The organism is Microbacterium sp. NPDC056569 (genome assembly GCF_042793475.1).
Classification (GTDB): Bacteria; Actinomycetota; Actinomycetes; order Actinomycetales; family Microbacteriaceae; genus Microbacterium.
Map to the genome: position 1 here is coordinate 22,389 of NZ_JBHTUV010000023.1, position 22,331 is coordinate 44,719.

The window sequence follows — 22,331 nt, forward strand, 5'->3', positions numbered from 1 at the left end:
CGCATCGCCGTCCTCGCGGCACGCGCTCGGAGGCTGCCGCGTCGCTAGGCCGCGGACTCGCGCAGGCCTGCCGTGATCAGGTCCGCGAGCGCGGGCAGGTCGGCAGTCTCAGCGGGACCCGTCACCGCGTCCTCGGCGCCGTCGCCTTCGGGCTCGTCGCCACCGACGTGGTCGAGGAGCGTCGGGGTGGTGATGATCGCCACCCAGGCGGCGGCGGCGGTGCGCACCCGGCGCGCCGCGATCGGATGGAGGATGCTCGCGCCCAGCACGCGCTCGACGATCGCCTGCAGCTCGGCGCGATAGTCGCGGAGCCTGTCGCGCACCTCCGGGTGCGTGCGGTGCTCGCGCCACACGATGACTCGGCGTACTGCCGACTCGGACTGCAGCTCGCGCAGCCGGCCGGTGACGTTCAGCAGGGTGCGTGCCGGATCCCCCCGCGCGATCAGCCCGGAGGTGTCGATCGGATCGAGGTCCAGACGCTCACCCACCAGGGCGCGCAGCAGATCGGTCTTGGTGGGGAAGTAGTAGAACAGCAGCCCCTTCGGTACGCCGGCGAGGTCGGCGATCGCCATCGTCGGCGTGGCATCGAAGCCGCGCTCTGCGAAGAGGCGCTCGGCGGCGTCGAGGATGAGTGTGCGGCTCTCGCGACTGCGGGTCATCTCGGGTCCTGGAGAAAGTCGGCGGGGGCGTCGGTGTCATCCGGCGCCCCCGTCTCGGCTCGCACCTCAGTGCGGGAGGGCCTGGTCGTGCATGTGCATGGCGGGTCTCACGGCGAGGGCGGCGACGATCACCGCGACCGCTCCGCCGATCCAGCTGACCCAGGCGGCGCCGGACTGCATGTCGGCGTATCCGCCCAGCCAAGGAGCGACGAACAGCACCGCGCCCAGCGCGAGCTGCACGTACTCCATCGCCACCATCCCCGGCATGGCCAGGTTCGCGACGCCCGCGGCGATCAGCAGGACGCCGACGATCAGCATCCACGGCATCGAAGCGCCCATCTGCGGCAAGACGAACGCGCAGACCGCGGCGACGAGGCCGACACCGGCTGCGACCCAGTCCTCCCAGCGAGTCCACTTCTTCATTCGGATCTCCTCCTTTCGACACGTGATGGCTCCCGATCGGGGGTCGATTCGAACGGTACGCCTGACTGACCGGCCGGTCAAGAACCCGCCGACACGAGGAAAGGCGACCCGGCGGAACCGCCGCGAGGGAACGACGGCGGTCAGGCGCGCGTCGGCCGCCAGCCCAGCTCCGGCGCGACGAGCTTCGCGAACGATTCGACCACCCGCAGGTTGAACTCGACGCCGAGCTGGCTCGGAATCGTGAGCATGAGCGTGTCCGCGGACGCGATCGCCGCGTCCTCTTTGAGCTGCTCGACGAGCTCGTCGGGCTCCGCCGCGTAGGTCTTCCCGAACGTCGACCGGATGCCGTCGATCACGCCGATCTGGTCGCCGTCCTGGCGACCGCCGAAGTACATGCGCTCCTCGCCGGTCGTGATGGGGAAGATCGAGCGGCTCACCGACACGCGCGGCTCGCCGGCGTGGCCCGCCTCGCGCCACGCGGCGCGGAAGGCGTCGATCTGCTGCGCCTGCAGCAGATCGAACGGGGTGCCGTCCGCCTCGGTGAGGAGGGTCGACGACATGAGATTCACGCCCGTGCGGCCGGCCCACTCCGCCGAGTCGCGGTTGCCTGCGCCCCACCACACGCGCGATCGCAGACCGGGGGAGTGCGGCTCGACGCGCTGCAGGCCGGCGGCTCCGGTGCCGAACGGGGACGAAGCATCCCGTTCCGCGAGTCCTTCGCCCTCGATGGCCCGCAGGAACAGATCGAAGTGCTCCCGCGCGATGTCGGCGCCGCGCGGGTCGTCCGAGCCGGTGTAGCCGAACGCCTCGTAGCCGCGCACGACGGTCTCGGGTGAGCCGCGGCTGACTCCGAGCGCGAGTCTGCCGCCGGAGATCAGGTCGACGGATGCTGCTTCCTCGGCGAGATAGAGGGGATTCTCGTAGCGCATGTCGATGACGCCGGTGCCGACCTCGATGTTCTCGGTGCGTGCGGCGATCGCGGCGAGCAGCGGCATGGGGGAGGACTGCTGGCGTGCGAAGTGGTGAACGCGGAAGTACGCGCCGTCCACGCCGAGTTCGTCCATGCCCTGGGCGAGGTCGATCGCCTGCAGCATCGAGTCGGCGGCGGTGAGCTGCCGGCCGCCGCCGAGCGGGCCGTAGTGTCCGAAGGAGAGGGTTCCGAATCGCTGCATGTCGTCTGCAACGGTACGCGCGCAGCATCCATTCCGGTGAATGCATCCCGTCGCGCGGAGCGGCGTCGGGTCTTTCCCTGCGGCGCGAGGCCGGCTTGCCCCTCACTCCCGCCGTGCCCGATCCTCGTGACGGACCTCCGCCCCGGCGAGAGCGTCCGAGAGCTCGGAGCGCGAGCCGATCCCCAGCTTCGTGTAGACCTTGCGCAGGTGGTACTCGACCGTCTTCGGGCTGAGGAACAGCGCGGCCGCAGCCTCCCGGGTCGTCCGCCCCTCGGCGAGGAGCACGCTGACCTGGAGCTCCTGCGGGGTGAGGGCGGAGACCGCGCTCCCCGCGGCGGCCCCGACGTGCTCGCCGGTCGCGGTGAGCTCCGTCGCCGCGCGGTCCCGCCACATCGCGGCGCCCAGCTCGGTGAAGTCGTCGAGCGCTCGTCGCAGCTGCACGCGCGCGTCGATCCGCCGACCCGACCGGCGCAGCCGCTCGCCGTAGGCGAGACGCGTGCGAGCCGCCTCGAACCGATCGAGCGTCTGCTCATGCCAGTCGAGCGCGGACTCGAACCATGTGTCCGGGTCGCCGTCCTCGCCGGCGATGCCCATCGCCCGATCGCCGCGGGCGCGCGCCCACGGCTGCCCCTTCGTCACCGCGCGCTCACGATACGACGAGGCACTGGCGCCCGCCTCCGCACGGCGCCCGACGCGCATGAGGGCGTCGGTGTACTCCGGCCCCGGGGCGAGGTCGACGTCATCGAGGCCGAGGCGCGCGAGCAGGCCGGTGAGCTCGGCGAAGATCTCGGCCGCGGCCTCAGGGCGTCCCAGCGACAGTTCGAGATCGCCGAGCGCCTGGCCGACCCAGGCTTCACCGACGTGGATGTCGCGCTCGGCGCACTGCGAGCGCGCCGCGTCGCCGTGGGCGCGGCAGGCGTCGGCTCGCCCGGCTCGTGAATCGAGCCGGGCGAGCCCGGCCAGCGACATCGCCAGCTCGGTGGTCTGGCCGGTTTCTCCGGCGAGCCGGATGGCCTCGGTGAAGTTCGCCTCGGCGCGCACCCACGTGGCGGCTGTCGTCGCCTGGTCGACCGCGACGTGGAAGAGCAGAGCGGGCAGGGCGCCGATCCCGGCGGCGCCGCGCACCTCGTCGACGAGCTCCCGAAGGCGCACGCCGCTGGTCGCGTCGCGCAGGTACAGCGGTGCGAGCATCAGCCACGAGAGGCGACGCGGATCCGCGCCCAGTTCGGGGTCGGTCTCGAGGAGCGGCACGGCGGCGCGGATCTCACCGGCACCCCCATGCCCCGCGAGCGTCTTCGCCATCCCCGATGCCATCAGTCCCAGTGCGTGGGCTCGCGTGGTCCGCACCTCGGGCCGAAGGGCGGCGATCCGCTCGGCCAGGGTGATCGCCGTCCGGGCGTCGCCCAGGTAGTACGTGGCGTGCACGGCGTCCGCGAGTGCGACCGTCGCAGCATCCGGTGATGTCGCACGATCGGCGGCACCCAGCAGGATGTCGAGGGCCTTCCGCAGGGAGCCTGTGCGGGCGGCGACGGACGCGCGCAGCTCGACCTCGCGGATCGCGTCGGTCGCCGCTTCCGGCGCGGCGGCCTCTGCTTCGCCCGCTCGGCGGTCGAGGAGCGTGACCGCGCGGTCGCCGTCGCCGGCCTCCCACGCCGCGTCCGCGGCCCGCAGCAGGCGGGCGGAGCGCACCGCCGCTTCCGAGGTCAGGCGCGCAGAACGCTCGAACGCCCCGGACGCCACCGCATACGCGGCGCGTCCCACCGCGTGGTCGCCGGCTTTCGAGAGGAGGTCGGCAACCGCCTCGTCCGGGTGGGGTGTCGCCTCCGACAGGTGCCAGGCGCGCCGGTCGACGTCTCCCGAAGGCGAGGCGTCGGCAGCAGCACGATGCGCGGAGCGTCGCGCGTGTGCGGATGCGCCCGAGTACACGGCTGCGCGCAGGAGCGGATGCCGGAAGGCGACCTGTCCGTCGCGCACGCTGACCAGGCCGAGATCCTCGGCGGCATCGAGCCTTGCCACGTCGACGCCGTACGTCGCGCACGCCGCGCTGACGAAGCGCAGGTCGGAACCGCACACCGCCGCGACGAGCAGCGCCGCGCGGCAGTCGGCATCCAGCTCCGCGAGACGTCGGCCGAACGCGTCGATGACCGCGCGCGGCACCCGCAGCGGCAGGCCGGTCTCGATGCTCTCGACCACGTCGAGGTCGGCGGCGCGCAACTCGAGCATCGCGAGCGGATTGCCGTCTGTGGCGCGATGCAGCGCCTGCACCCTGTCATCGGAGACGGCCTCGCCGGCCGCGCGGTCGAGGATCACGCGCGCGGACTCGAGATCCACCCCGCCGAGCGACAGCGACGGCAGGCCGGTGACGACGTCGTCGCCCTCGGGGCTCCGCACGCCGAACAGGGCGACCACCGGGTCCGCCGCGAGTCGCCGCGCCGCGAAGACCAGGGCATTCGACGAGGGCGCGTCGGCCAGGTGCAGGTCGTCGACGACGACGGCGACCGGGCCATCCTCCGCGTAGCGACAGACGAGGCTCAGCACAGCGGCGCCGATCGTGAACCGATCCCGCCCGTCGGCGACCCGAGACGCCCCGGGCAGAGCGAGGGCCGCGGCGATCGCCTCGGCCTGCATCGAGGGGATGCCGTCGAGTGCGGTCAGTGCCGGGCGCAGCAGCTGGAGCAGCGTCGCGAAGGGGATCTCGCGCTCCGACTCGAGCCCGGTCGCCCGGAGCACCCGCATGCCTTCGAGCCGCGACACCGCATCCTCGAGGAGCGCCGTCTTGCCGACGCCGGCCTCACCGCGCACGGCGAGCACGCCGCTCGTCCCGAGACGGGCGGCCGCGCCGAGCCGCTCCAGCATCTGCTGCTCGGCCTGCCGACCCGCCAGCATGGCCCGAGTCTACGACCGTGCCACGGACTAGGGGGGTGCCCGGATGCGGTGCCGGCCGGCGTCTTCCTACCGTCGAGACAGCGGCTGACCGCAGCCGTGGGCAACCGACCGAAGGAGCCGCTGATGTCTCTCGCCGCCCCCGCCACGCAGATCGACACCGACAAGCTGATGAGCTTCGTCTTCCGCGCCGTCGACGAGGTCGGCGCGACCCTCAACGCCGCCCTCGTCGTGATGGGCGACAAACTCGGGTACTACCGGGATCTCGCCGAGCACGGCCCCAGCACGCCCGCGCAGCTGGCGGAGCGCACGCAGACGGCCGAGCCGTACGCCCGCGAGTGGCTGAACGCCCAGGCGGCGGGCGGCTACGTCACCTACGACCCGGTCGTGAAGCGGTACACCCTCCCGGCCGAGCACGCGCTCGCGATGACCGATCCCGAGAGCGCTGCCTTCCTCCCCGGCTTCTTCCAGATCGCCCTCGGGACGGTGCACGACACCGAGCACATCGTGGCGGCCGCGCGCAGCGGCGCCGGCTACGGCTGGCATCAGCACGGCGAGGACGTGCACGTCGGCTGCGAGCGGTTCTTCCGGCCGAGCTATCACGCGAACCTCGTCGACTCGTGGATCCCCGCCCTCGACGGTGTCCGCGAGAAGCTGGAGGCCGGCGCGCTCGTCGCCGACGTCGGCTGCGGGCACGGGGCATCCACGATCCTCCTCGCGCAGGCGTTCCCGAACACGACCTTCGTGGGTTCGGACTATCACGCCGACTCGATCGCGACGGCGCGTGCCCGCGCGGCCGAGGCCGGCGTTGCGAACGTCCGCTTCGAGGTCGCCTCGGCCCAGGAGTTCGGCGGCAGCGGCTACGACCTGATCGCGATGTTCGACTGCCTGCACGACATGGGCGACCCGGTGGGCGCCGCACGCCGCGTGCGCGAGGCGATCGCCGACGACGGCACATGGATGATCGTCGAGCCGATGGCCGGCGACAGCGTCGAGGAAAACCTCAATCCCGTGGGTCGCGCGTACTACGGCTTCTCGACGCTGCTGTGCACGCCGTCCTCGCTCTCACAGGACGTCGGCCTGGCGCTCGGCACCCAGGCGGGGCCTGCGCGCATCCGCGATGTGACGGCGGCGGCCGGCTTCACGCGGTTCCGCACCGTCGCCGAGACGCCGTTCAACCGGGTCATCGAGGCAAGGCCCTGACGGGGAGGGGACGGGAGGAGCACACTGGGCCCGAGCACGAGGAGAGGGCAGCCATGGGCATCCGTCACACCTGGGTCCGGGCGCAGCGTCGCCCGCGGAGGGCGCTGTTCCTCTCGTCCCCGATCGGACTCGGTCACGCGCGCCGTGACGTCGCGATCGCACAGGAGCTGCGCCGGATCCACCCCGACCTGCAGATCGACTGGCTGGCGCAGCACCCGGTGACGCGAGTGCTCGAGGATGCGGGGGAGCCCGTGCACCCGGCATCCGCTCTCCTCGCGAACGAATCCGCGCACATCGAGGATGAGTCGGCCGACCACGATCTGCACGCCTTCCAGGCCATCCGGCGCATGGACGAGATCCTCGTGAACAACTTCATGGTCTTCAACGACGTCGTCGAGGAGACCTACTACGACCTCGTGATCGGCGACGAGGCGTGGGACGTGGACTACTTCCTCCACGAGAACCCCGAGCTCAAGAGGTTCGCGTTCGCCTGGATGACCGACTTCGTCGGGTGGTTGCCGATGCCGAGCGGCGGGGAGGCCGAGGCGGCCCTCACGGCGGATCACAACGCCGAGATGCTCGAGCAGCGGGCGCGATACCGCCGGCTGCGGGATCGCTCGATCTTCGTCGGGAACCCCGATGACATCGTGGATGCCGGCTTCGGACCGGGGATGCCGCGCATCCGGGAGTGGACGGAGGCGCACTACGACTTCGCGGGCTACGTCACCGGCTTCACGTCGCCGACCGAGGAGGAACGCCGGCGGACGCGCATGCAGCTGGGTTACCGGCCCGACGAGGTGCTGTGCATCGTCACCGTCGGCGGCTCGGGCGTCGGCGACGCCCTCCTTCGCCGAGTCATGGATGCCGTGCCCCTGGCGCGACGGATGCTGCCGAGCCTTCGCTTCCTCGTGGTGACCGGGCCCCGCATCGATCCGTCGTCGCTGCCGCGGCGGCAGGGGGCGCGGGTGCGCGGGTTCGTGCCGGATCTCTATCGCGCCCTGGCCGCGTGCGATGTCGCCGTGGTGCAGGGCGGCCTCACGACGTGCATGGAGCTGACGGCTGCCCGCAGGCCGTTTCTGTATGTCCCGCTGGAGAACCACTTCGAGCAGAACTTCCACGTCCGCCACCGGCTGGATCGCTACGGCGCGGGCCGCTGCCTGCGCTACGCGGAGGCGTGCGATCCGGCGGTGCTCACCGAGGCGCTTGTGGCGGAGCTGTCGCGCGAGGTCGAGTACCGTCCCGTCGAGACCGATGGCGCGGCTCGCGCGGCGGCCATGCTCGCGGAGCTGATCTGATGCGCGCGCTCGAGCCGACCACGGCCGGCGACCTCGATCGGGACGGTGTGTCCGTGCACTACGAGGTCTATGGCTCCGGGTCGCCGACCGTCTACCTGCTCATGCCCGACGTGATCGTGCACAGCCGAGCGTGGAAGGCGCAGATCCCGTTTCTCGCGCGCTCCTTCCGCGTCGTGGTGAGCGATCCCCGAGGCAACGGTCGCAGCGGCCGCCCCGAATCGCCGGACCAGCTCGGCGACCGCCTGCTCCTGGACGACCAGTGGGCGGTCCTGGATGCCGTCGGCGCCGAGCAGGCGGTGCTCGTCGGGGTCTGCACGGGCGCGGGACACGCCCTGATGATGGCGGCCGAAGCGCCCGAGCGCGTCCTCGGAGTCTGCGCCATCAACCCCGGGCTGCTCCTCACCGAGCCGCTGCCGCACCGGATCGCCTTCGACTTCGACGAACCGCGGACGTCGTACGAGGGGTGGCAGCAGCAGAACCGCCACTTCTGGCGCGAGGACTGGCCGGCGTTCTCCCGATTCTTCTTCGCCGAGATGTTCCCCGAGCCGCACTCCACGAAGCAGCGCGAGGACTGCGTCGAGTGGTCGCTCGGCGCCGGACCTGACACGATGCTGCTCGAGCACGACTCGCCGCCGTATCTCGCCAACGCGTCGGGCACCGCGACCGCCGTGTGCGAGGCGGTCCGCTGCCCCGTGCTCGTCATCACGGGCTCTCTCGACCAGTGCCAGAATCCGCTGAGAGGCCCGATCGTGGCCGACCTGACCGGCGGCGATCTCGTCATCATCGACGGCGCGGGCCATCTGCCGCAGGCGCGCGATCCGGTGAAGGTGAACCTCCTGCTGCGGGACTTCATCCGCCGCGTGTGACCCTCTGTCCGATGCCAGTCCGCCGTGCCACGATGGCGGAGACGGATGCCGCGAGGTGAGGGGGTGCACGATGGTCCAGGTCCGCGTGGCCGGCGTGGCCCTCGACGCGTCGGGCCAGCACGTGCTGCTGCTCAAGCCGGTCGACCAGATCCCCGGTGACGGCTTCGTGCTCCCGATCTGGATCGGCCAGCTCGAAGCCACCTCCATCCTGGTCGCCGTCGAGAACGCCGACGTGCCTCGCCCGCTCGCGCACGACCTCATGGGTCTCATCCTGACCGCGCTCGACGCGGTGGCGACGAGGGTCGAGGTGACGCGCATCGAGGACGGCACGTTCTACGCCGAGATCACGCTGTCGACCGCGCTCGGGGACCGCGTTGTCGACGCCCGCCCCTCCGACGCCGTCGCCCTCGCCTGCCGCGTCGGAGCGCCGATCTGGGTGGCCGACGCGGTGCTGGCGGAGGCGGGAGTGCCCGATGTGCTCACCGAGACCGATGCCGCCGAGCGGCTCGACGAGTTCAAGCGGTTCCTCGACGACGTCGAGCCGGAGGACTTCGAGAGTTGAGCGCGCATCTGCGCCGTCCATGTATCTGGCGCGGCGGAGAACGCTCTTCCCCGGGGTGGCCGCCACGTGTGGCGCGGCCGCACCGACGGCGCCCGCCGGGCGCTCCGTCGCACGCGATCACCGAAAGGCATCCCCATGTCCCTCAACGACCTCGCCATCGACGTGCCGCGCGCCGCCGTGGCCGCCGCCGCGTCGGAGCTGCGCGCCACCCTCGGCGACCGCGTGCTGCTGCGCGGCGACGCCGGCTACGACGACGCCCGGACGCCATGGAACCTGGCCGTGGCGCAGCATCCGTTCGCCGTCGTGATCCCGCGGACCGCGCAGGACGTCGTCGACGTCGTCCGCGCCGCCACGCGCTCGGGACTGCGCATCGCGCCGCAGTCGACCGGCCACGCCGCGGGGGCGCTCAGCGACACGGATCTCACGCACACCGTGCTCGTGTCGCTGCGGGCTCTGCGCGGAGCCACCGTCGACCCCGAGGCGCGCACCGCGCGGGTGCTCGGCGGCTCGCTCTGGAACGACCTGCTCGAGGCGGCGGCCCCGCACGGGCTCACCGCGCTGCACGGCAGTGCCGGCGACGTGTCGGTCGTGGGGTACTCGCTCAGCGGGGGGCTGTCGTTCTACGCCCGCGCGCACGGCCTCGCCGTGAACGCGGTGCGCGCGGTCGAGGTCGTCACGGCCGACGGCTCGTTGGTCCGCGCGACGGCCGACGAGCACCCGGACCTGTTCTGGGCGCTGCGCGGTGGCGCGGGCTCGTTCGGCGTCGTCGTCGCGATCGAGATCGATCTGCTCCCGCTCGCCGACGTCTACGCGGGCATGCTGCTGTGGGATGCGTCGCGCGCGTCCGAGGTGTCGCAGGCGTGGGCGGAGTGGACGCGCTCGGCTCCCGAGACGGCCACGACGACACTGCGCATCCTCAACCTCCCGCCGCTGCCCGAGCTTCCGCCGTTCCTGTCGGGCCGCGCGGTGGTCGTGATCGACGGCGCGATCGAGGAGACGGATGCTGCGGCAGTCGCTCTGCTCGAACCGCTGCGCGCGCTTCAGCCCGAGGTCGACACGTTCGACCGGATCCCGGCGCCCGCCCTCGTCGGTGTGCACATGGACCCGCCCGAGCCGTCGCCGTCGGTGACGTGCCACGCCGTCCTGGGCGAGCTGCCGGCTCGTGCGGTGGAGGCGTTCGTCGCCGCCGCGAAGACGCCGGGGCTCTTCGTGCAGGAGCTCCGCCACCTCGGTGGGTCCGTGAACCGGCGGCCGGAGGACGGCGGCGCGATCGCGTCGCTCGCCGGCGAGTACCTCGTGCACTCGGTCGCGATGGTGCCGGCGCCCGATGCCGCGCCGGCGGCGACCGCGGCAGTGCGCGCCGGTGTCGCTGCGCTCGTGGCATGGCGGGTCGATGCGCTCGCGCTGACGTTCGTCGACGCGCCCGGAGCCGATCGCGGGGTGGCGTTCGGTGCCTCATGGACGCGACTGCGTCAGCTGAAGCTCGCGTACGACCCGGCGAATCTCTTCGCAGCGGCCCGACCGGTCTGAGTCGTCCTCGTCGTGTTCGGACGCGTGCTGCTCAGGCGGCACCGCGGACGGCGGCCGCGACATCCGCGGGCGACCCCTTCCACGGGGCGCCGTGGCCGGGCAGCACCCACGACGCCTGCAGGCCGGCGAGCCGTTCGAGGGACGCGGATGCCTCGGCAGGGTCGTCGGTGAAGGGTGCGGGCTGCATGCCCTCACGGCCGGTGAGCACGTGACGTGTGGTCAGCGCGTCACCCACGAACACGGCGTCGGCGAGGGGGATGTGCACCGCGATGCTGCCCGGCGAGTGGCCGGGCATGCCCACGATCACGGGGGAGCCCGGAAGGTCGAGCACGTCGCCGTCGTGCACCTCGACGACCTCGGAGACGTACGTCGTGGGCATCGCGCGCTTGCGCAGGGCGTACCCGAAGAAGCCGAGGGTCGGCCCGAGCTTCATCGGCCCGGTGGAGACCTTCGGCTTCTCTCCCGTGCGGGCGCGCTCGGCGTCGGCCGCGTGCACGTAGACCGGCACGCCGTGGTCGCGGCGCAGCCGTTCGGCGAATCCGATGTGGTCGCTGTCGCCGTGCGTGAGCACGACGCCCTTGACGTCGGCGGGGGAGAGGCCCAGGGTCTCGAGCTCGCGCAGGAGGTCCTTCCAATGGCCGGGCAGGCCGGCGTCGACGACGGTCACGCCGTCGTCGGCGACCACGAGGTAGGCGGCGACGATGTCATTGCCGATGCGGTGCAGGTGCGGTGCGAGCTTCATGGGGGATCCTTCGCGGGAGCCGTCGGTGTCTCCGAACTTGGCATGGCTACGATACGTAGCTATCATGGCTACTGTCAATAGCCATCGCAGGCTTCTTGGAGGATGTCTCATGCCGACGCCGGAGCGCACGTCGTACGCCGAGATCGTCGCCGCCGGGCGAGACCTCCTCGAGGATTCGGGCCTCGCGGGCCTGACGATGCAAGCGATCGCCCACCGTGTCGGGGTGCGCGCACCGTCTCTCTACAAGCGTGTGCGGGATCGCGACGCCCTGATCGAGGCCGTGGCGACCGCGACCGTGGATGACCTGATCGGCAGGCTGGAGGCATCCGATCGATCTCTGGACGGCCTCGTGCGCGCCTACCGGGCGCTTGCGCTCGAGCGCCCGGAGGGGTTCCGGCTGATGTTCGCCGCGGCAGCACCGCAGGAGCTGCTCGATCGCGCAGGGCTGACGATCGTCGGCAGTGCGGCGGCGATCGCGGGCGAGGAGCACGCCCTCGACGCCGCGCGTCTCGTCACGGCGTGGGCGACGGGATTCATCCATATGGAGCTGGCAGGCGCCTTCCGGCTCGGCGGCGACGTCGACGGGGCGTTCGACTACGGGCTTGCGGCGCTCCGCCGCGGGCTCGGCGCCTGACACGGCGGTCGGGGCCGTTCCGGTAGGCGTCGGCTCGATACAGCAATCGCTGTACTATTGCGGCCATGACCTCGGCGACCGCCACCGTGTCCCACACCGCGGCCCTCGCGCGGCTAGGCTACGCGCTCGCCGACCCGACACGCAGCGCCGTCCTCCTGGCCCTGAGAAGCGGGCCGTCGTACCCCTCCGACCTGGCCGACGCCGTGGGGGTGTCGCGTCAGGTGATGTCGAACCAGCTCGCCTGCCTGCGCGGCTGCGGCCTTGTCGAGGCGACGCCCGAGGGGCGACGCTCGTCCTGCCGGCTCGCCGACCGTCACCTCGCGCCCGCGCTCGACGAGCTGCTGCAGGTCGTCCTGTCGGTCGACCCGTCGTGCTGCACCGGCGAGACCTGCGGGTGCGCATGAGCGCCGGCGTCCTCACCCACGAGCGGCGGCGCACCCTCGAGCGCCGTATCCGCTGGATCGTCGCGGCCACGATCGCCTACAACCTCGTCGAGGCGCTCGTTGCGATCACGGCCGGCACGATCGCCTCATCGGCCGCGCTCATCGCCTTCGGGCTGGATTCGACCATCGAGGTTCTGTCGGCGGCCGCGGTGGCGTGGCAATTCACGCGCCGCGACCCGGAGCGGTGGGAGCGGCCCACGCTGAGAGTGATCGCTGTGGCGTTCTTCGCGCTGGCCGCGTACGTGACGGCGACCTCGGTTCTGGCGCTCGTCGCGCGGGTCGAGGTCGAGCACAGCCCGGCAGGCATCGCGATCACCGCGCTGAGCGTCGTGATCATGCCCGTCCTCTCGCTCGCCGAGCGGCGCGCGGGCAGGGAGCTCGGGTCGGCGACAGCCGTCGCCGACTCGAAGCAGACGCTCATCTGCGCGTACCTCTCGGCCGCGGTGCTCGGGGGACTGGTCGTCAACAGCCTGTTCGGCTGGTGGTGGGCCGATGCCGTTGCCGGGCTCGTGATCGCCGTCTTCGCCGTCCGTGAGGGGCGGGAGGCCTGCCGCGGCGAGGCCTGCGCGACGTCGGTCGGCATGCTCCTCGAGGACGACGGCCAGAGCCGCGACGAGTAGAGGACGACACTCGAGGGTCGGCGGGACGCTACTGGTCCTCGGAGGTGCGGGATGCCCTGCGGCGTTCGAGCCGCCAGTGGATCTCGTGTGTGTCGGGGTGCCGCCACTCGTGCATCCGGTATTCGAATCCCGGCAGCAGCACGATCGGGATGGGGTCGGGGGACGCCGGGGCGACGGCGCCGACCACGATCTTGGCATCCGCCGGGATGAAGGGCGACTGAGCCGGAACGGGTGCGGTGATGATCTCGACGGGGTCTCCGTAGGGGCGCGCCATGCGGGCACCTTAGCACGCCCAGGGAAGTGGCTGAGAGACCGGTTAGAGTCTATTTACAGCATGGATAAGTGCCACTTAAAGTCGTCATAGAGGACGAACTGCGCGTTCATCGTGTCGTGGCCGAACCCGAACGGTCACGTTTCTCGCCAGTGTGTGGGGCTGGTGAGACGCGGCGCGGCCCAGCGTCCTCTAGCCGGTGCGGGTTGGGGGCGTACTCGATACGCGGGGGAACCCGGTCCACAGCACTGCGGCGGCTCGCCTCTGGACGCAGGACGTCCAGGGGCGAGTCGGCCCGGCCGGCGAGACGAAAGGAAACCACACATGCTCGACTCGGCCCCCGGCACGGCGAAGGCCGGCTGGTACCCCACGCCCGTGCCCGCGACGGAGCGCTACTGGGACGGCGTACGTTGGACCGAGATGTTCCGTCAGGCGCAGGCGAGTGCACCGACGCCGATCGACGAGGACGTCGCGTCCGAAGCCTTGACCTGATCGTCATGCGAACGGGGGAGGGGCGACCGGGTAGCACGGCCGCCCGGCACGCACAATCCCTGCCCAGGCCACGGCGTCAGTCCGTACGGTCGTCGTCATGACCACCACGACGAAGAACTCATCGACGAAGGCCTCCACTGCGTCCGCCACCCGCAATAAGCGGCGCCCCGCTCGCGGAGCGCAGCTCACCGAGGAGCAGAACGCCGAGAGCGGGTTCACCGCCTCGGCCACGCTCAGCGACAACCTCCAGAAGGTGCTGGTCGACCTGATCGAACTCGCCTCGCAGGGCAAGCAGGCCCATTGGAATGTCGTCGGCAAGAACTTCCGCGACACTCACCGCCAGCTCGACGAGATCATCGAGTCGGCCCGCGAGTTCAGTGATGCCGTCGCCGAGCGGATGCGGGCGCTGCACGCCCTTCCGGACGGTCGCAGCGACACCGTCGCCGAGTCGACTAGTCTCCCCGAGTTCCCGCAGGGCGAGATCGCCACCAGCGACGTGATCGACCTCATCACTGAACGGCTCGAGAACACGGTTGCGACGTGCCGGGATGTGCACGACGCGGTCGACGAGGAGGATCCCACCAGTGCGGATCTGCTGCACCAGATACTGGAGAAGCTTGAGCAGTACGCATGGATGGTCAGCGCGGAGAATCGGGTCCCGAATCGGGGATGACTCCGAGCCGCTGAACGTGATGGCTGACCCCCGTCGCTGCCGGCTGCGCGGCCGTCGCGCGCGTCGATCGCAGACGCCGCGGGCACTGAGACGCGGGGCGCACCGCCGTGGTGCGCCCCGCGAGCCGCATCCGGGAGGGTGACGTTCACCCGCTCGGCGATGGCGATCACCGATAGAAGTCGCCGTAGTAGGTGTCGAGCTGACCGCGGTACGCGTCATCCTGCCCGGTTGTCGACTCGTCCCACTCCGGAGAGTTCTTGATCTGGTCCTTCGTCAGGTCGACGTACACCTTCTCTTCGTCGTCGTCGACGCGTTGGACCGTACCGGCCGGGAGGATCACCTTCCGCCCGAAGATCCACGGCCCGGTGTCCACGACGAGCCGGCTGGCGCCGGCATCGTTGCTCGCCTCATCGATCTTGCCGATTCCTCCGTCGGTGGCCTCCACGTGGTAACCCACGACATCGCGCGAACCAGGCCCGCGCTCGGCCGACTGACGGTAGTCCCAGGCGTCCCAACTCGAGGACATGAGTGCTCCTTGTCTTCATGCGAGGGGTTTCGGGGTCGACCGGATGGTCGCTCCGGTGCCCACGCTAGGAGCCGCTTCGGAGATCCGGCGACCCCCTGGCGAATCGCACGCAGGAGGCGTATTGGCTCTGAGTTCGCACCCATGAAGCGCGACATCGTCATTTGCGAGGAATCGGCCGGATCCACCCATGAGGGCTCAGCGGGCGTGTGGGGGCGACGAGGTCGACGGGGGAGCCGGCGCCCCGAGCAGCGCCGCAGCCGCGTCCCGGTGCACCTCGACGGCCAATGGCGTCGCACCACCGCTCGCCTCGAAGGCCCCGCGATCTCCCGCTGGGAGGTTTGCGATCGCCGCGGAATACCCCGTGTCCGCGTCGACATCAGCGAGCACCAGGTCGAGAGCCGGGCGATTCCCGACCGAGAGGACGGATGGTGGGGCGCCGGACTGGCCGAGGACGACCGAGGTCATGGGCGTCGCCAGTCCTGTTCCCAGCGACTTGAGGACGGCTTCCTTTCGCACCCAGGTCCGGAAGAACCCCTCGTGGGTCTGGGCGGATGGTGCTTCTTCCGGAGAGTGCACGAGGGGCCATAGTCCGCTGAGGTCGATCGGGCTCACCCGCTCGACGTCGACTCCCACCGTGCCGTCGGTGCTCAGGCCGAGCATCACTCGTCGAGCCGAGTGCGCGATCGACACGCTGAACCGGGCGCCGACGATGGTCGGTCGACCGTGCGGCTCGCCGCACCGGGGGCAGCGACGGTCCACCGTCACCCGTTCCGGCGGCAGGCCGAGCCGCCTGCCGGCGACCAGTCGCAGCAGTGCCGCAGCGACGACGAAGTTGGCCCGATCCGTCTCGAGCCGGTGGCGCGCCGCCCGCGCGCGCTCCGTCGGGTCGAGCAGCTCATGATGCCAGGACTGCAGCCATCCAGGATCCGCCCACCAGACCTCAGCCGTCATCCGGCCCACGCTCGTCTCCTCGGTGTCGGGCCGCGAGTGGAGGCTCGCGAGTGCTCGGGCGGGTGCTGATCGGTGTGGAGGGCGCCCAGCGCGATCCGGGACGGTCCGCTTTTTCAGGCATCGCCGTGCTTCGACTCTAGAGATTCCCCGGTCCGGGCGCTTCCGGTGCCGTCGCCCGGACGACGGTCATCGACGGATGACGAGGACGCCCCCTAGTGCGCACACCGCGGCCATCGCGAACGCCATCGATGCGTACGACCCGAGCGCACCGGCGACGAGCGCCGCAAGTCCCGGTGCGAGGGCGGTGAGCGCCGTGACGGGTGCCGCAAGGACGCCGTTGAGCCTGCCGTAGGAATGTGCGCCCCACCGGTCGGCGACCGCCGACGCCTGGACGAGCGTGAGCGCGCCGCGGATCGCGCCGGCGACGACTCCGGCGACGACGATCCCCGGCGGGCCCGAAGCGAATCCGTAGGCCGCCAGGGCCGCCGCGCCGAGAGCACCCACGGATGCGGGCGCAATCCAAGGTGCAGCGGTGTGGGGGACGGCCAGGTACACGAGGCGGCCGATCACCTGGCCGGCGCCGATGAGTCCGAGCACCCACGCCGCGGCCTGCAGATCCAGACCTTTCTCGACGGACGCGGGGACGGCTGACAGCGTCACGGCGTAGAGCGAGAAGGACATGAGGCCGAACGCGCCGGCGACGATCCAGAATCGCGGGGAGCGCAGCACCCGTCGCGCCTCGCCGTTGCCGACCGCGTGAGCATCGAGGTGAGCCCAGCGGCCCTCGATCGTGAGCGCGTAGACGGGAACTGACACCGCGAGCAGAGTCGCGGCGAGCACGAGGAACGCCGCTCTCCAGCCGATCGCCACAACAAGCCACCCGGTGACCGGTGCGAAGATCGTCGATGCGAGGCCCCCCGCGAGCGTCACCAGCGTCAGGGGACCACGTCGCGCGGACCGGTAGCGGTGGGTGATCACGGTGAAGGCCGCCTGGTAGAGCACGGCGGACTGCGCTGCGCCGCACACGATCCACGCCGCGGTGAAGATCCCGATCGTCGGGGAGGCGGCGGCGCCGACCAGCGCGAGGATCGCGACCAGGGCACCGGTCAGCATGACGCGTCGCGGATGTCGATCCAGCCAGTGCCCGACGGGGATCGCGCAGGCGGCGGAAGCCAGCAGCCCCAGGGTGATGGCGATGAAGATCCAGCCGTCATCCCACCCGGTGTCGTCGGCGACCTCGGGGGCGGCGACCAGGACTGCGTAGTACAGCACGCCCCACGCGACGACCTGTGCGAACGCGAGCGCTGCCAAGCGCGTGCGGCGCGGAGCTTCTTCCATCAGCCTCGGGCGACAGCGGGCTCGGGCGCGGCCACCGGGAACAGCGCTCGCACCACCGCGTACCCGAGCGCTGCGCCGATGAGCTGCGCGGCGATGAACGGCAAGGCGGAAGCGGGGGCGATTCCCGCGAAAGTGTCGCTGAACATGCGGCCGAGGGTGATGGCAGGGTTGGCGAAGCTCGTCGATGAGGTGAAGAAGTAGGCGGCGCCGATGTAGGCGCCGACAGCGGGCGGTGCGAGATGCGATCGTCCGGTGCGCACCAGAGCGAAGATCAAAAGGACGAGCCCAGCGGTCGCCACCACCTCCGACAGCAACAGCGGCCAGCCCGAGCGGTCGGTGGTGCTCCATGAGATCGCGGGAGCGTCGAACATGAGGTTCGCGAGCACCGCGCCGGCTACGCAGCCGAGCACTTGCACAGGCAGGTAGACCGCCGCGGTCGCCCAGGTCCGTCGGTGGAGACCGATGTCGACGATGGTGACGACGGGGTTGAAGTGCGAGCCCGAGACGGTCGCGAAGACGAGGATCAGCACTGCGAGGCCGAGTGCAGTGGCGAAGGCGTTCTCGAAGAGCTGGAGCCCGACGTCGCCAGGGGACAGGCGCTGTGCGGCGATACCGGATCCGACCACGACGGCCGCGAGGCCGGCGCTGCCGAGGAATTCACCGGCGGCGGCGCGAGCGGTGTGGCTCACGAGGCGACAAGGAGCTGCGAGACGCGGTCGAGCGCGCCCGGCACCAGCTTGAAATAGGCCCACGTCCCACGCTTGCTGCGCGTCAGAAATCCGGCTGTGGTGAGGATCTTCAGGTGGTGGGAGACCGTCGGCTGGCTGAGCCCGACCGGTTCGATGAGATCACAGACACACGCCTCGGAATCCTCGGAAGCTGCGACGATGGACAGCAGCCGCAGGCGAGTCGGATCGGCGAGAGCCTTCATCGTGGCGGCGAGCTGATCGGCTTCTTCGGCGGTGAGCGGCTCGCGAACGAGCGGGGTGCAGCACACGCCGGCGGTGATGTCCGTCACGTCGAGCATCGTGGTCATATATCGAGACTAGTCGATATTGACAGACGTCGATAGATGGGTTCAGAATCAGGTATCGAAGTTCATCGATATCCGTTGGAGGACGTTGTGACCCTGCTCGATCTGACCCCCCGCGTCGCTGACTCCGGCCCGCTGTCGACCCTCCCCGTCGCAATCATCGGCGCTGGTCCGATCGGGCTCGCCGCCGCGTCCAACCTGGTCGAACGAGGGATCGACTTCGTCGTCTTCGAGGCGGGCGATGAGATTGCCGCGAGTGTCCGGGCGTGGGGGCATACCCGCTTGTTCTCCCCCTGGAAGCACCTCGTGGATCCGGCGTCGCGCCGCCTCCTCGAGGAGCGCGGGTGGGAGCTGCCCGACCCCGAGCGTGCACCCACCGGGACGGAACTCGTCGAGAAGTACGTCGCACCGCTCGCCTCACTCGAAGAGATCGCGCCCCGCGTCCGCACCGGCGTGGAAGTCGTCGGCGTTACGCGTGAGGGGATGGATCGAACGCGCTCCGCGCGGCGCGCGGCGACTCCCTTCGCGGTGCGTATCCGGATGGCGAGCGGCGACGTGGAGGACTTTCCTGCTCGCGCCGTGATCGATGCCTCAGGCACGTACCTGTCGCCCAATTCGCTCTCCTCCAGCGGGCTCGAGCTGCTGGGGATGGCCGACATCGCCGGCCGTGTCACCCCCGCTCTTCCCGATGTGCTCGGCCGGGATCGTGCCGATTTCGCGGGTCGGCGAGTGACGGTCGTGGGCGCCGGGCACTCCGCGGCCAACACCTTGCTCGCCCTCGTGCAGCTGGCCCGCGAGGAGGCCGGCACCACGGTCACGTGGCTGATTCGCAACGCGAAGGCCGTGCGGGTCTCGTCCTCACCCGACGACGAGCTGATCGGTCGCGCGAACCTCGGCAGCCGCGTGGATGGCGCTGTGGAGCGCGGCGACATCGCTCTCGTCGACGGCTTCGAGATCATCCGTGCCCGGCGGTCGGGCGAAGCCGTCGAGCTGGTTGGACATCGCACCGGGGAAGTCGTCGCCCACGAGACCGACATCGTCGTGAACGCCACCGGGTTCCGCCCGAATCTCGACATCCTGCGGGAGATCCGCCTCGAGCTCGACGAGATCGTCGAGGCGCCCAAGCGCCTCGCGCCGCTCATCGACCCGAACGTGCACTCGTGTGGCACCGTCGAGCCGCACGGCTTCCGTGAACTCACCCACCCCGAGCCGGGCTTCTTCATCGTCGGCATGAAGTCGTACGGACGCGCGCCGACATTCCTGCTCGCCACCGGCTACGAGCAGGTGCGCTCAGTGACGGCCTGGCTTGCCGGCGACACCGCATCCGCGTCGAACGTGGAACTCGCGCTTCCTGCGACGGGCGTGTGCTCCACCGACGCCGGCAGTGGCGGCGGATGCTGCTGATGATGGAAGTGCGAAGGATGGTCGCGGCGGATTGGCCTGCGGTCGAGCAGATCTACGCGCAGGGCATCGAAGACGGGGAGGCGACCTTCGAGGTCGCCACCCCCACCTGGCAGACGTTCGATGCCGGGAAGCTGCCCGCACTGCGATTCGTCGCCGCCGACGCCAACGGCGGTCTCCTCGGCTGGATCGCCGCCTCGCCGGTGTCCTCCCGCCCGGCGTACCGTGGCGTCATCGAGCATTCGGTCTACATCGATCGGAGCGCGCGCGGACGAGGCGTCGGTCGCCGCCTCCTCGACGTCTTCATCGCCGCCGCCGAAGACGCGGGGATCTGGACGGTCCAGTCGAGCATCTTCCCCGAGAACGCGGCGAGCCGCAGGCTCCACGAGGCGGCGGGGTTCCGTGTGGTAGGTCGGCGGGAGCGCATCGCGCGGTCAGGCACCGGTCCGCACGCAGGCCAATGGCGCGACACGCTCCTGATCGAGCGACGCAGCAACACCGTGCACGCCAGTGCGTCGACGGTCGCCGGGCAGTGAAGACTCCGGGGTGATCCGCGCGGGGCCTGGCGGCCGCGCTATCGCAACCCGGTCGTGTGCGTTCGGGTAGATAGACTGGTATCTATGGATCTCGCGACGAGCTTCACCTCTCTGGGGGATCCGACCCGTCTCCGCATTCTCCGGCTGATGCGCGATGCGGAGGACGGACGCGCTCTCGTCGGCCGACTCGCGGAGGTGCTGGAGCTTCGGCAGCCGACCGTCAGTCATCACGTGAAGGCATTGCACGACGATGGCATCGTCGTGCGCGAACCGGAAGGGCGGCGGGTCTGGTACTCGATCGCGGACGAACACGCAGATCGCGTCGACGCGCTCATCGGAGCCGCCGCGGAGCTCCCCGGGCAGCCGGACCTGGAGCGTATCGCTCGCGACCTGACAGTGCGCTTCCGCGGGGTGTTCAGCCCAGAGACCGTCCATGCGACGGTTCAGGAGAGCTATAGGCTCCTGGCCGGCAGCTCGCAGTCTCCGATGCTGGCCAGCCGTACGGCGACATTCGCCGCCGAACGCCTCGGCGCCCTCAGTGACGAAACCCCGATCGCGCCCCCGGTTCCCGCGGTGCTCTTCGTCTGCGTGCAGAACGCGGGTCGCTCGCAGATCGCGGCGGGCATCCTCCGACAGCTCGCGGGCGACCGTGTCACCGTGAGGACGGCGGGTTCTGAGCCGGTGAGCGACGTGCGTCACAGAATAGCGGCAGCACTTGAAGAGATCGGCGTTTCCCTCGCTGGGGAGTTTCCCAAGCCGCTCACCGACGAGGTGGTACGCGCGGCCGACGTCGTCGTCACGATGGGTTGCGGTGACGCATGCCCGGTCTATCCCGGCCGTCGGTATCTGGACTGGGAACTGGAAGACCCGGTGGGCAAGTCGCCCGAACGAATTCGTGCGATCAGGGATGACATCGAGGTCCGCGTACGCGGCCTGCTCCGTGAGCTGTTCCCTGAAGGTTCATCCTCGCCGGCTCGTTGAATAGATAGATCACGGTCTATGCTTCCTCTTGAGAGAAAGCGAGACCGCCATGAGTGACAAGCCCAGCGTCTTGTTCGTCTGCGTGCACAACGCGGGCCGTTCGCAGATGGCCGCAGGCTACCTTCGCACCCTCGGAGGCGACGATGTCGAGGTGCTCTCCGCAGGGTCCGCACCCAAGGACGTCATCAATCCCGTAGCCGTCGAGGCGATGGCCGAGGACGGCATCGACATCGCGGGCAACACCCCGAAGGTGCTGACGGTCGACGCCGTGAAGGAATCGGATGTCGTCATCACGATGGGCTGCGGCGACGCATGTCCCATCTTCCCGGGCAAGCGCTACGAGGACTGGGAGCTCGACGACCCCGCCGGACAGGGGATCGACGCGGTGCGTCCGATTCGTGACGAGATCCGCCGCCGGATCGAGGCTCTGATCGCCGATCTGCTCCCGGAGCGGGCGGCGTAGCGCGGCGCTGGTCGCGTCGGCGGCGGTCCTCGCCACGTCGGGCCTGAGCGCATGTGCGGGACAACCCGCGGCGGACACCACCGACGACAGCATCACGGGGACTGTCGTCACCGACGGATCCTCGACGGTCGGCCCGCTCACCACGGCAGCCTTCATTCCGTCCGCGCCGGGCGCGGACATGGTCCGCTTCGCGCAGGAACTGCGGCCGAGTGGGCCCTGGACTCCAGTTCGGCGCGCCGGGACCGGACACCGCACATCGTCGGAGACAGGCCGCGGCCGTAAACGCCTCGTTGCCCGATTCCGCCAGGGGGTCCTCCGTTTGTCCGTGCCTTCCTGGCGTGCGAGGGCAAGAAGCCGGATCGAGCCACGCGTCGAGCGCTGTCAGCCCTGACGCCGTAATAGAACCCAGCCAGGACCGTCTCTTGAGTAGGCGGGAATCGGGGAATGCTGTAACGGCCGAGGCCAGGGCGGTGCCGATGGGGGATCGGGGGACGTTCGTGTCGGATCACTGGACGCTCGAAGACCTGTACACGGGGGTTGTGAAGTCGTGGTGGGTGCTCGCGGCCACCGTGGTCGCGTTCGTCGGGATCGGTGCGGCGGCGTGGGCGATCCTGCCGCAGACGTACACCGCGAC

At 70.6% G+C, this 22,331-nt stretch carries 25 protein-coding genes; 14 read left to right on the plus strand and 11 right to left on the minus strand.

Going from position 1 to position 22,331, the window contains the following annotated elements:
• Positions 1 to 44 precede the first annotated feature (44 nt).
• The 4 genes from ACFQ7C_RS19490 to ACFQ7C_RS19505 form a co-directional block, all read right to left on the minus strand.
• The gene (locus ACFQ7C_RS19490; protein ID WP_378905320.1) at positions 45 to 659 is read right to left on the minus strand and encodes a TetR/AcrR family transcriptional regulator; all 615 of its coding nucleotides are present in this window, start codon (positions 657 to 659) and stop codon (positions 45 to 47) included.
• A 66-nt stretch (positions 660 to 725) separates the two neighbouring features.
• Positions 726 to 1,082 carry an SPW repeat protein gene (locus tag ACFQ7C_RS19495; RefSeq protein WP_378905323.1) on the minus strand — a complete coding sequence of 119 codons (357 nt, stop codon included), beginning with the start codon at positions 1,080 to 1,082 and terminating at the stop codon, positions 726 to 728.
• Between the two features lie 140 nt (positions 1,083 to 1,222).
• Positions 1,223 to 2,254, minus strand: coding sequence for an LLM class flavin-dependent oxidoreductase (locus ACFQ7C_RS19500; RefSeq protein ID WP_378905326.1), 1,032 nt, complete (start codon positions 2,252 to 2,254; stop codon positions 1,223 to 1,225).
• Positions 2,255 to 2,356: 102 nt separating this feature from the next.
• Positions 2,357 to 5,140: an AAA family ATPase gene (locus tag ACFQ7C_RS19505; protein ID WP_378905329.1), complete on the minus strand. Its 2,784-nt coding sequence runs from the start codon at positions 5,138 to 5,140 to the stop codon at positions 2,357 to 2,359.
• A gap of 123 nt (positions 5,141 to 5,263) precedes the next feature.
• On the opposite strand from ACFQ7C_RS19505, the gene ACFQ7C_RS19510 reads away from it, so the two are divergent.
• From ACFQ7C_RS19510 to ACFQ7C_RS19530, 5 genes are all read left to right on the plus strand, one after another.
• Positions 5,264 to 6,340: a class I SAM-dependent methyltransferase gene (locus tag ACFQ7C_RS19510; RefSeq protein WP_378905332.1), complete on the plus strand. Its 1,077-nt coding sequence runs from the start codon at positions 5,264 to 5,266 to the stop codon at positions 6,338 to 6,340.
• 53 nt (positions 6,341 to 6,393) lie between these two features.
• On the plus strand, positions 6,394 to 7,635 hold the full coding sequence (locus ACFQ7C_RS19515; RefSeq protein ID WP_378905335.1) for a glycosyltransferase: 1,242 nt from the start codon (positions 6,394 to 6,396) through the stop codon (positions 7,633 to 7,635).
• Positions 7,635 to 8,501 (plus strand): alpha/beta fold hydrolase, encoded by an 867-nt coding sequence (locus ACFQ7C_RS19520; RefSeq protein ID WP_378905338.1) that lies wholly within the window; start codon positions 7,635 to 7,637, stop codon positions 8,499 to 8,501. Before ACFQ7C_RS19515 ends, ACFQ7C_RS19520 begins: the two co-directional genes overlap by 1 nt.
• Positions 8,502 to 8,571: 70 nt before the next feature.
• Positions 8,572 to 9,063 (plus strand): bifunctional nuclease family protein, encoded by a 492-nt coding sequence (locus tag ACFQ7C_RS19525; RefSeq protein WP_378905341.1) that lies wholly within the window; start codon positions 8,572 to 8,574, stop codon positions 9,061 to 9,063.
• A gap of 135 nt (positions 9,064 to 9,198) precedes the next feature.
• Positions 9,199 to 10,593 (plus strand): FAD-binding oxidoreductase, encoded by a 1,395-nt coding sequence (locus tag ACFQ7C_RS19530; RefSeq protein WP_378905344.1) that lies wholly within the window; start codon positions 9,199 to 9,201, stop codon positions 10,591 to 10,593.
• Positions 10,594 to 10,624: 31 nt separating this feature from the next.
• Here ACFQ7C_RS19530 and ACFQ7C_RS19535 read toward each other — a convergent pair whose 3' ends face one another.
• Positions 10,625 to 11,335 carry an MBL fold metallo-hydrolase gene (locus tag ACFQ7C_RS19535; RefSeq protein WP_378905347.1) on the minus strand — a complete coding sequence of 237 codons (711 nt, stop codon included), beginning with the start codon at positions 11,333 to 11,335 and terminating at the stop codon, positions 10,625 to 10,627.
• A 109-nt stretch (positions 11,336 to 11,444) separates the two neighbouring features.
• Between ACFQ7C_RS19535 and ACFQ7C_RS19540 the strand changes: the two genes are divergently transcribed.
• The 3 genes from ACFQ7C_RS19540 (at position 11,445) to ACFQ7C_RS19550 (ending at position 13,032) form a co-directional block, all read left to right on the plus strand.
• Complete coding sequence (locus tag ACFQ7C_RS19540) at positions 11,445 to 11,969, plus strand: TetR/AcrR family transcriptional regulator (RefSeq protein WP_378905350.1); 525 nt, start codon at positions 11,445 to 11,447, stop codon at positions 11,967 to 11,969.
• Between the two features lie 65 nt (positions 11,970 to 12,034).
• A complete protein-coding gene (locus ACFQ7C_RS19545; RefSeq protein ID WP_378905353.1) occupies positions 12,035 to 12,373 on the plus strand; it encodes an ArsR/SmtB family transcription factor in 339 nt (112 codons plus the stop codon).
• The gene (locus ACFQ7C_RS19550) at positions 12,370 to 13,032 is read left to right on the plus strand and encodes a cation diffusion facilitator family transporter (protein WP_378905356.1); all 663 of its coding nucleotides are present in this window, start codon (positions 12,370 to 12,372) and stop codon (positions 13,030 to 13,032) included. Before ACFQ7C_RS19545 ends, ACFQ7C_RS19550 begins: the two co-directional genes overlap by 4 nt.
• A 28-nt stretch (positions 13,033 to 13,060) precedes the next feature.
• Here ACFQ7C_RS19550 and ACFQ7C_RS19555 read toward each other — a convergent pair whose 3' ends face one another.
• The gene (locus ACFQ7C_RS19555; RefSeq protein ID WP_378905359.1) at positions 13,061 to 13,306 is read right to left on the minus strand and encodes a hypothetical protein; all 246 of its coding nucleotides are present in this window, start codon (positions 13,304 to 13,306) and stop codon (positions 13,061 to 13,063) included.
• Positions 13,307 to 13,627: 321 nt separating this feature from the next.
• Between ACFQ7C_RS19555 and ACFQ7C_RS19560 the strand changes: the two genes are divergently transcribed.
• Positions 13,628 to 13,795, plus strand: coding sequence for a DUF2510 domain-containing protein (locus ACFQ7C_RS19560; RefSeq protein ID WP_378905362.1), 168 nt, complete (start codon positions 13,628 to 13,630; stop codon positions 13,793 to 13,795).
• 97 nt (positions 13,796 to 13,892) lie between these two features.
• The gene (locus tag ACFQ7C_RS19565; RefSeq protein WP_378905365.1) at positions 13,893 to 14,468 is read left to right on the plus strand and encodes a Dps family protein; all 576 of its coding nucleotides are present in this window, start codon (positions 13,893 to 13,895) and stop codon (positions 14,466 to 14,468) included.
• A gap of 166 nt (positions 14,469 to 14,634) precedes the next feature.
• Here the strand turns inward: ACFQ7C_RS19565 and ACFQ7C_RS19570 are convergent, their stop codons facing one another.
• The 5 genes from ACFQ7C_RS19570 to ACFQ7C_RS19590 form a co-directional block, all read right to left on the minus strand.
• Positions 14,635 to 14,994: a PRC-barrel domain-containing protein gene (locus tag ACFQ7C_RS19570; RefSeq protein ID WP_378905368.1), complete on the minus strand. Its 360-nt coding sequence runs from the start codon at positions 14,992 to 14,994 to the stop codon at positions 14,635 to 14,637.
• Positions 14,995 to 15,189: 195 nt separating this feature from the next.
• Positions 15,190 to 15,945 (minus strand): 4'-phosphopantetheinyl transferase family protein, encoded by a 756-nt coding sequence (locus ACFQ7C_RS19575; protein WP_378905371.1) that lies wholly within the window; start codon positions 15,943 to 15,945, stop codon positions 15,190 to 15,192.
• A gap of 186 nt (positions 15,946 to 16,131) precedes the next feature.
• Positions 16,132 to 17,283, minus strand: coding sequence for an MFS transporter (locus tag ACFQ7C_RS19580; RefSeq protein ID WP_378905374.1), 1,152 nt, complete (start codon positions 17,281 to 17,283; stop codon positions 16,132 to 16,134).
• Positions 17,283 to 17,972: an aquaporin gene (locus ACFQ7C_RS19585; RefSeq protein WP_378905377.1), complete on the minus strand. Its 690-nt coding sequence runs from the start codon at positions 17,970 to 17,972 to the stop codon at positions 17,283 to 17,285. The genes ACFQ7C_RS19580 and ACFQ7C_RS19585 overlap by 1 nt, the downstream gene beginning before the upstream one ends.
• On the minus strand, positions 17,969 to 18,319 hold the full coding sequence (locus ACFQ7C_RS19590; protein ID WP_378905380.1) for a metalloregulator ArsR/SmtB family transcription factor: 351 nt from the start codon (positions 18,317 to 18,319) through the stop codon (positions 17,969 to 17,971). Before ACFQ7C_RS19590 ends, ACFQ7C_RS19585 begins: the two co-directional genes overlap by 4 nt.
• 87 nt (positions 18,320 to 18,406) lie before the next feature.
• On the opposite strand from ACFQ7C_RS19590, the gene ACFQ7C_RS19595 reads away from it, so the two are divergent.
• The 4 genes from ACFQ7C_RS19595 (at position 18,407) to ACFQ7C_RS19610 (ending at position 21,697) form a co-directional block, all read left to right on the plus strand.
• Positions 18,407 to 19,720, plus strand: coding sequence for an FAD-dependent oxidoreductase (locus tag ACFQ7C_RS19595; protein WP_378905383.1), 1,314 nt, complete (start codon positions 18,407 to 18,409; stop codon positions 19,718 to 19,720).
• The gene (locus tag ACFQ7C_RS19600) at positions 19,720 to 20,253 is read left to right on the plus strand and encodes a GNAT family N-acetyltransferase (RefSeq protein WP_378905386.1); all 534 of its coding nucleotides are present in this window, start codon (positions 19,720 to 19,722) and stop codon (positions 20,251 to 20,253) included. The genes ACFQ7C_RS19595 and ACFQ7C_RS19600 overlap by 1 nt, the downstream gene beginning before the upstream one ends.
• Before the next feature lie 84 nt (positions 20,254 to 20,337).
• Positions 20,338 to 21,234, plus strand: a complete 897-nt coding sequence (locus tag ACFQ7C_RS19605; protein WP_378905389.1) for a metalloregulator ArsR/SmtB family transcription factor — start codon at positions 20,338 to 20,340, stop codon at positions 21,232 to 21,234.
• Between the two features lie 49 nt (positions 21,235 to 21,283).
• Positions 21,284 to 21,697, plus strand: a complete 414-nt coding sequence (locus ACFQ7C_RS19610; protein ID WP_378905392.1) for an arsenate reductase ArsC — start codon at positions 21,284 to 21,286, stop codon at positions 21,695 to 21,697.
• The last annotated feature ends 634 nt before the right edge of the window (positions 21,698 to 22,331 follow it).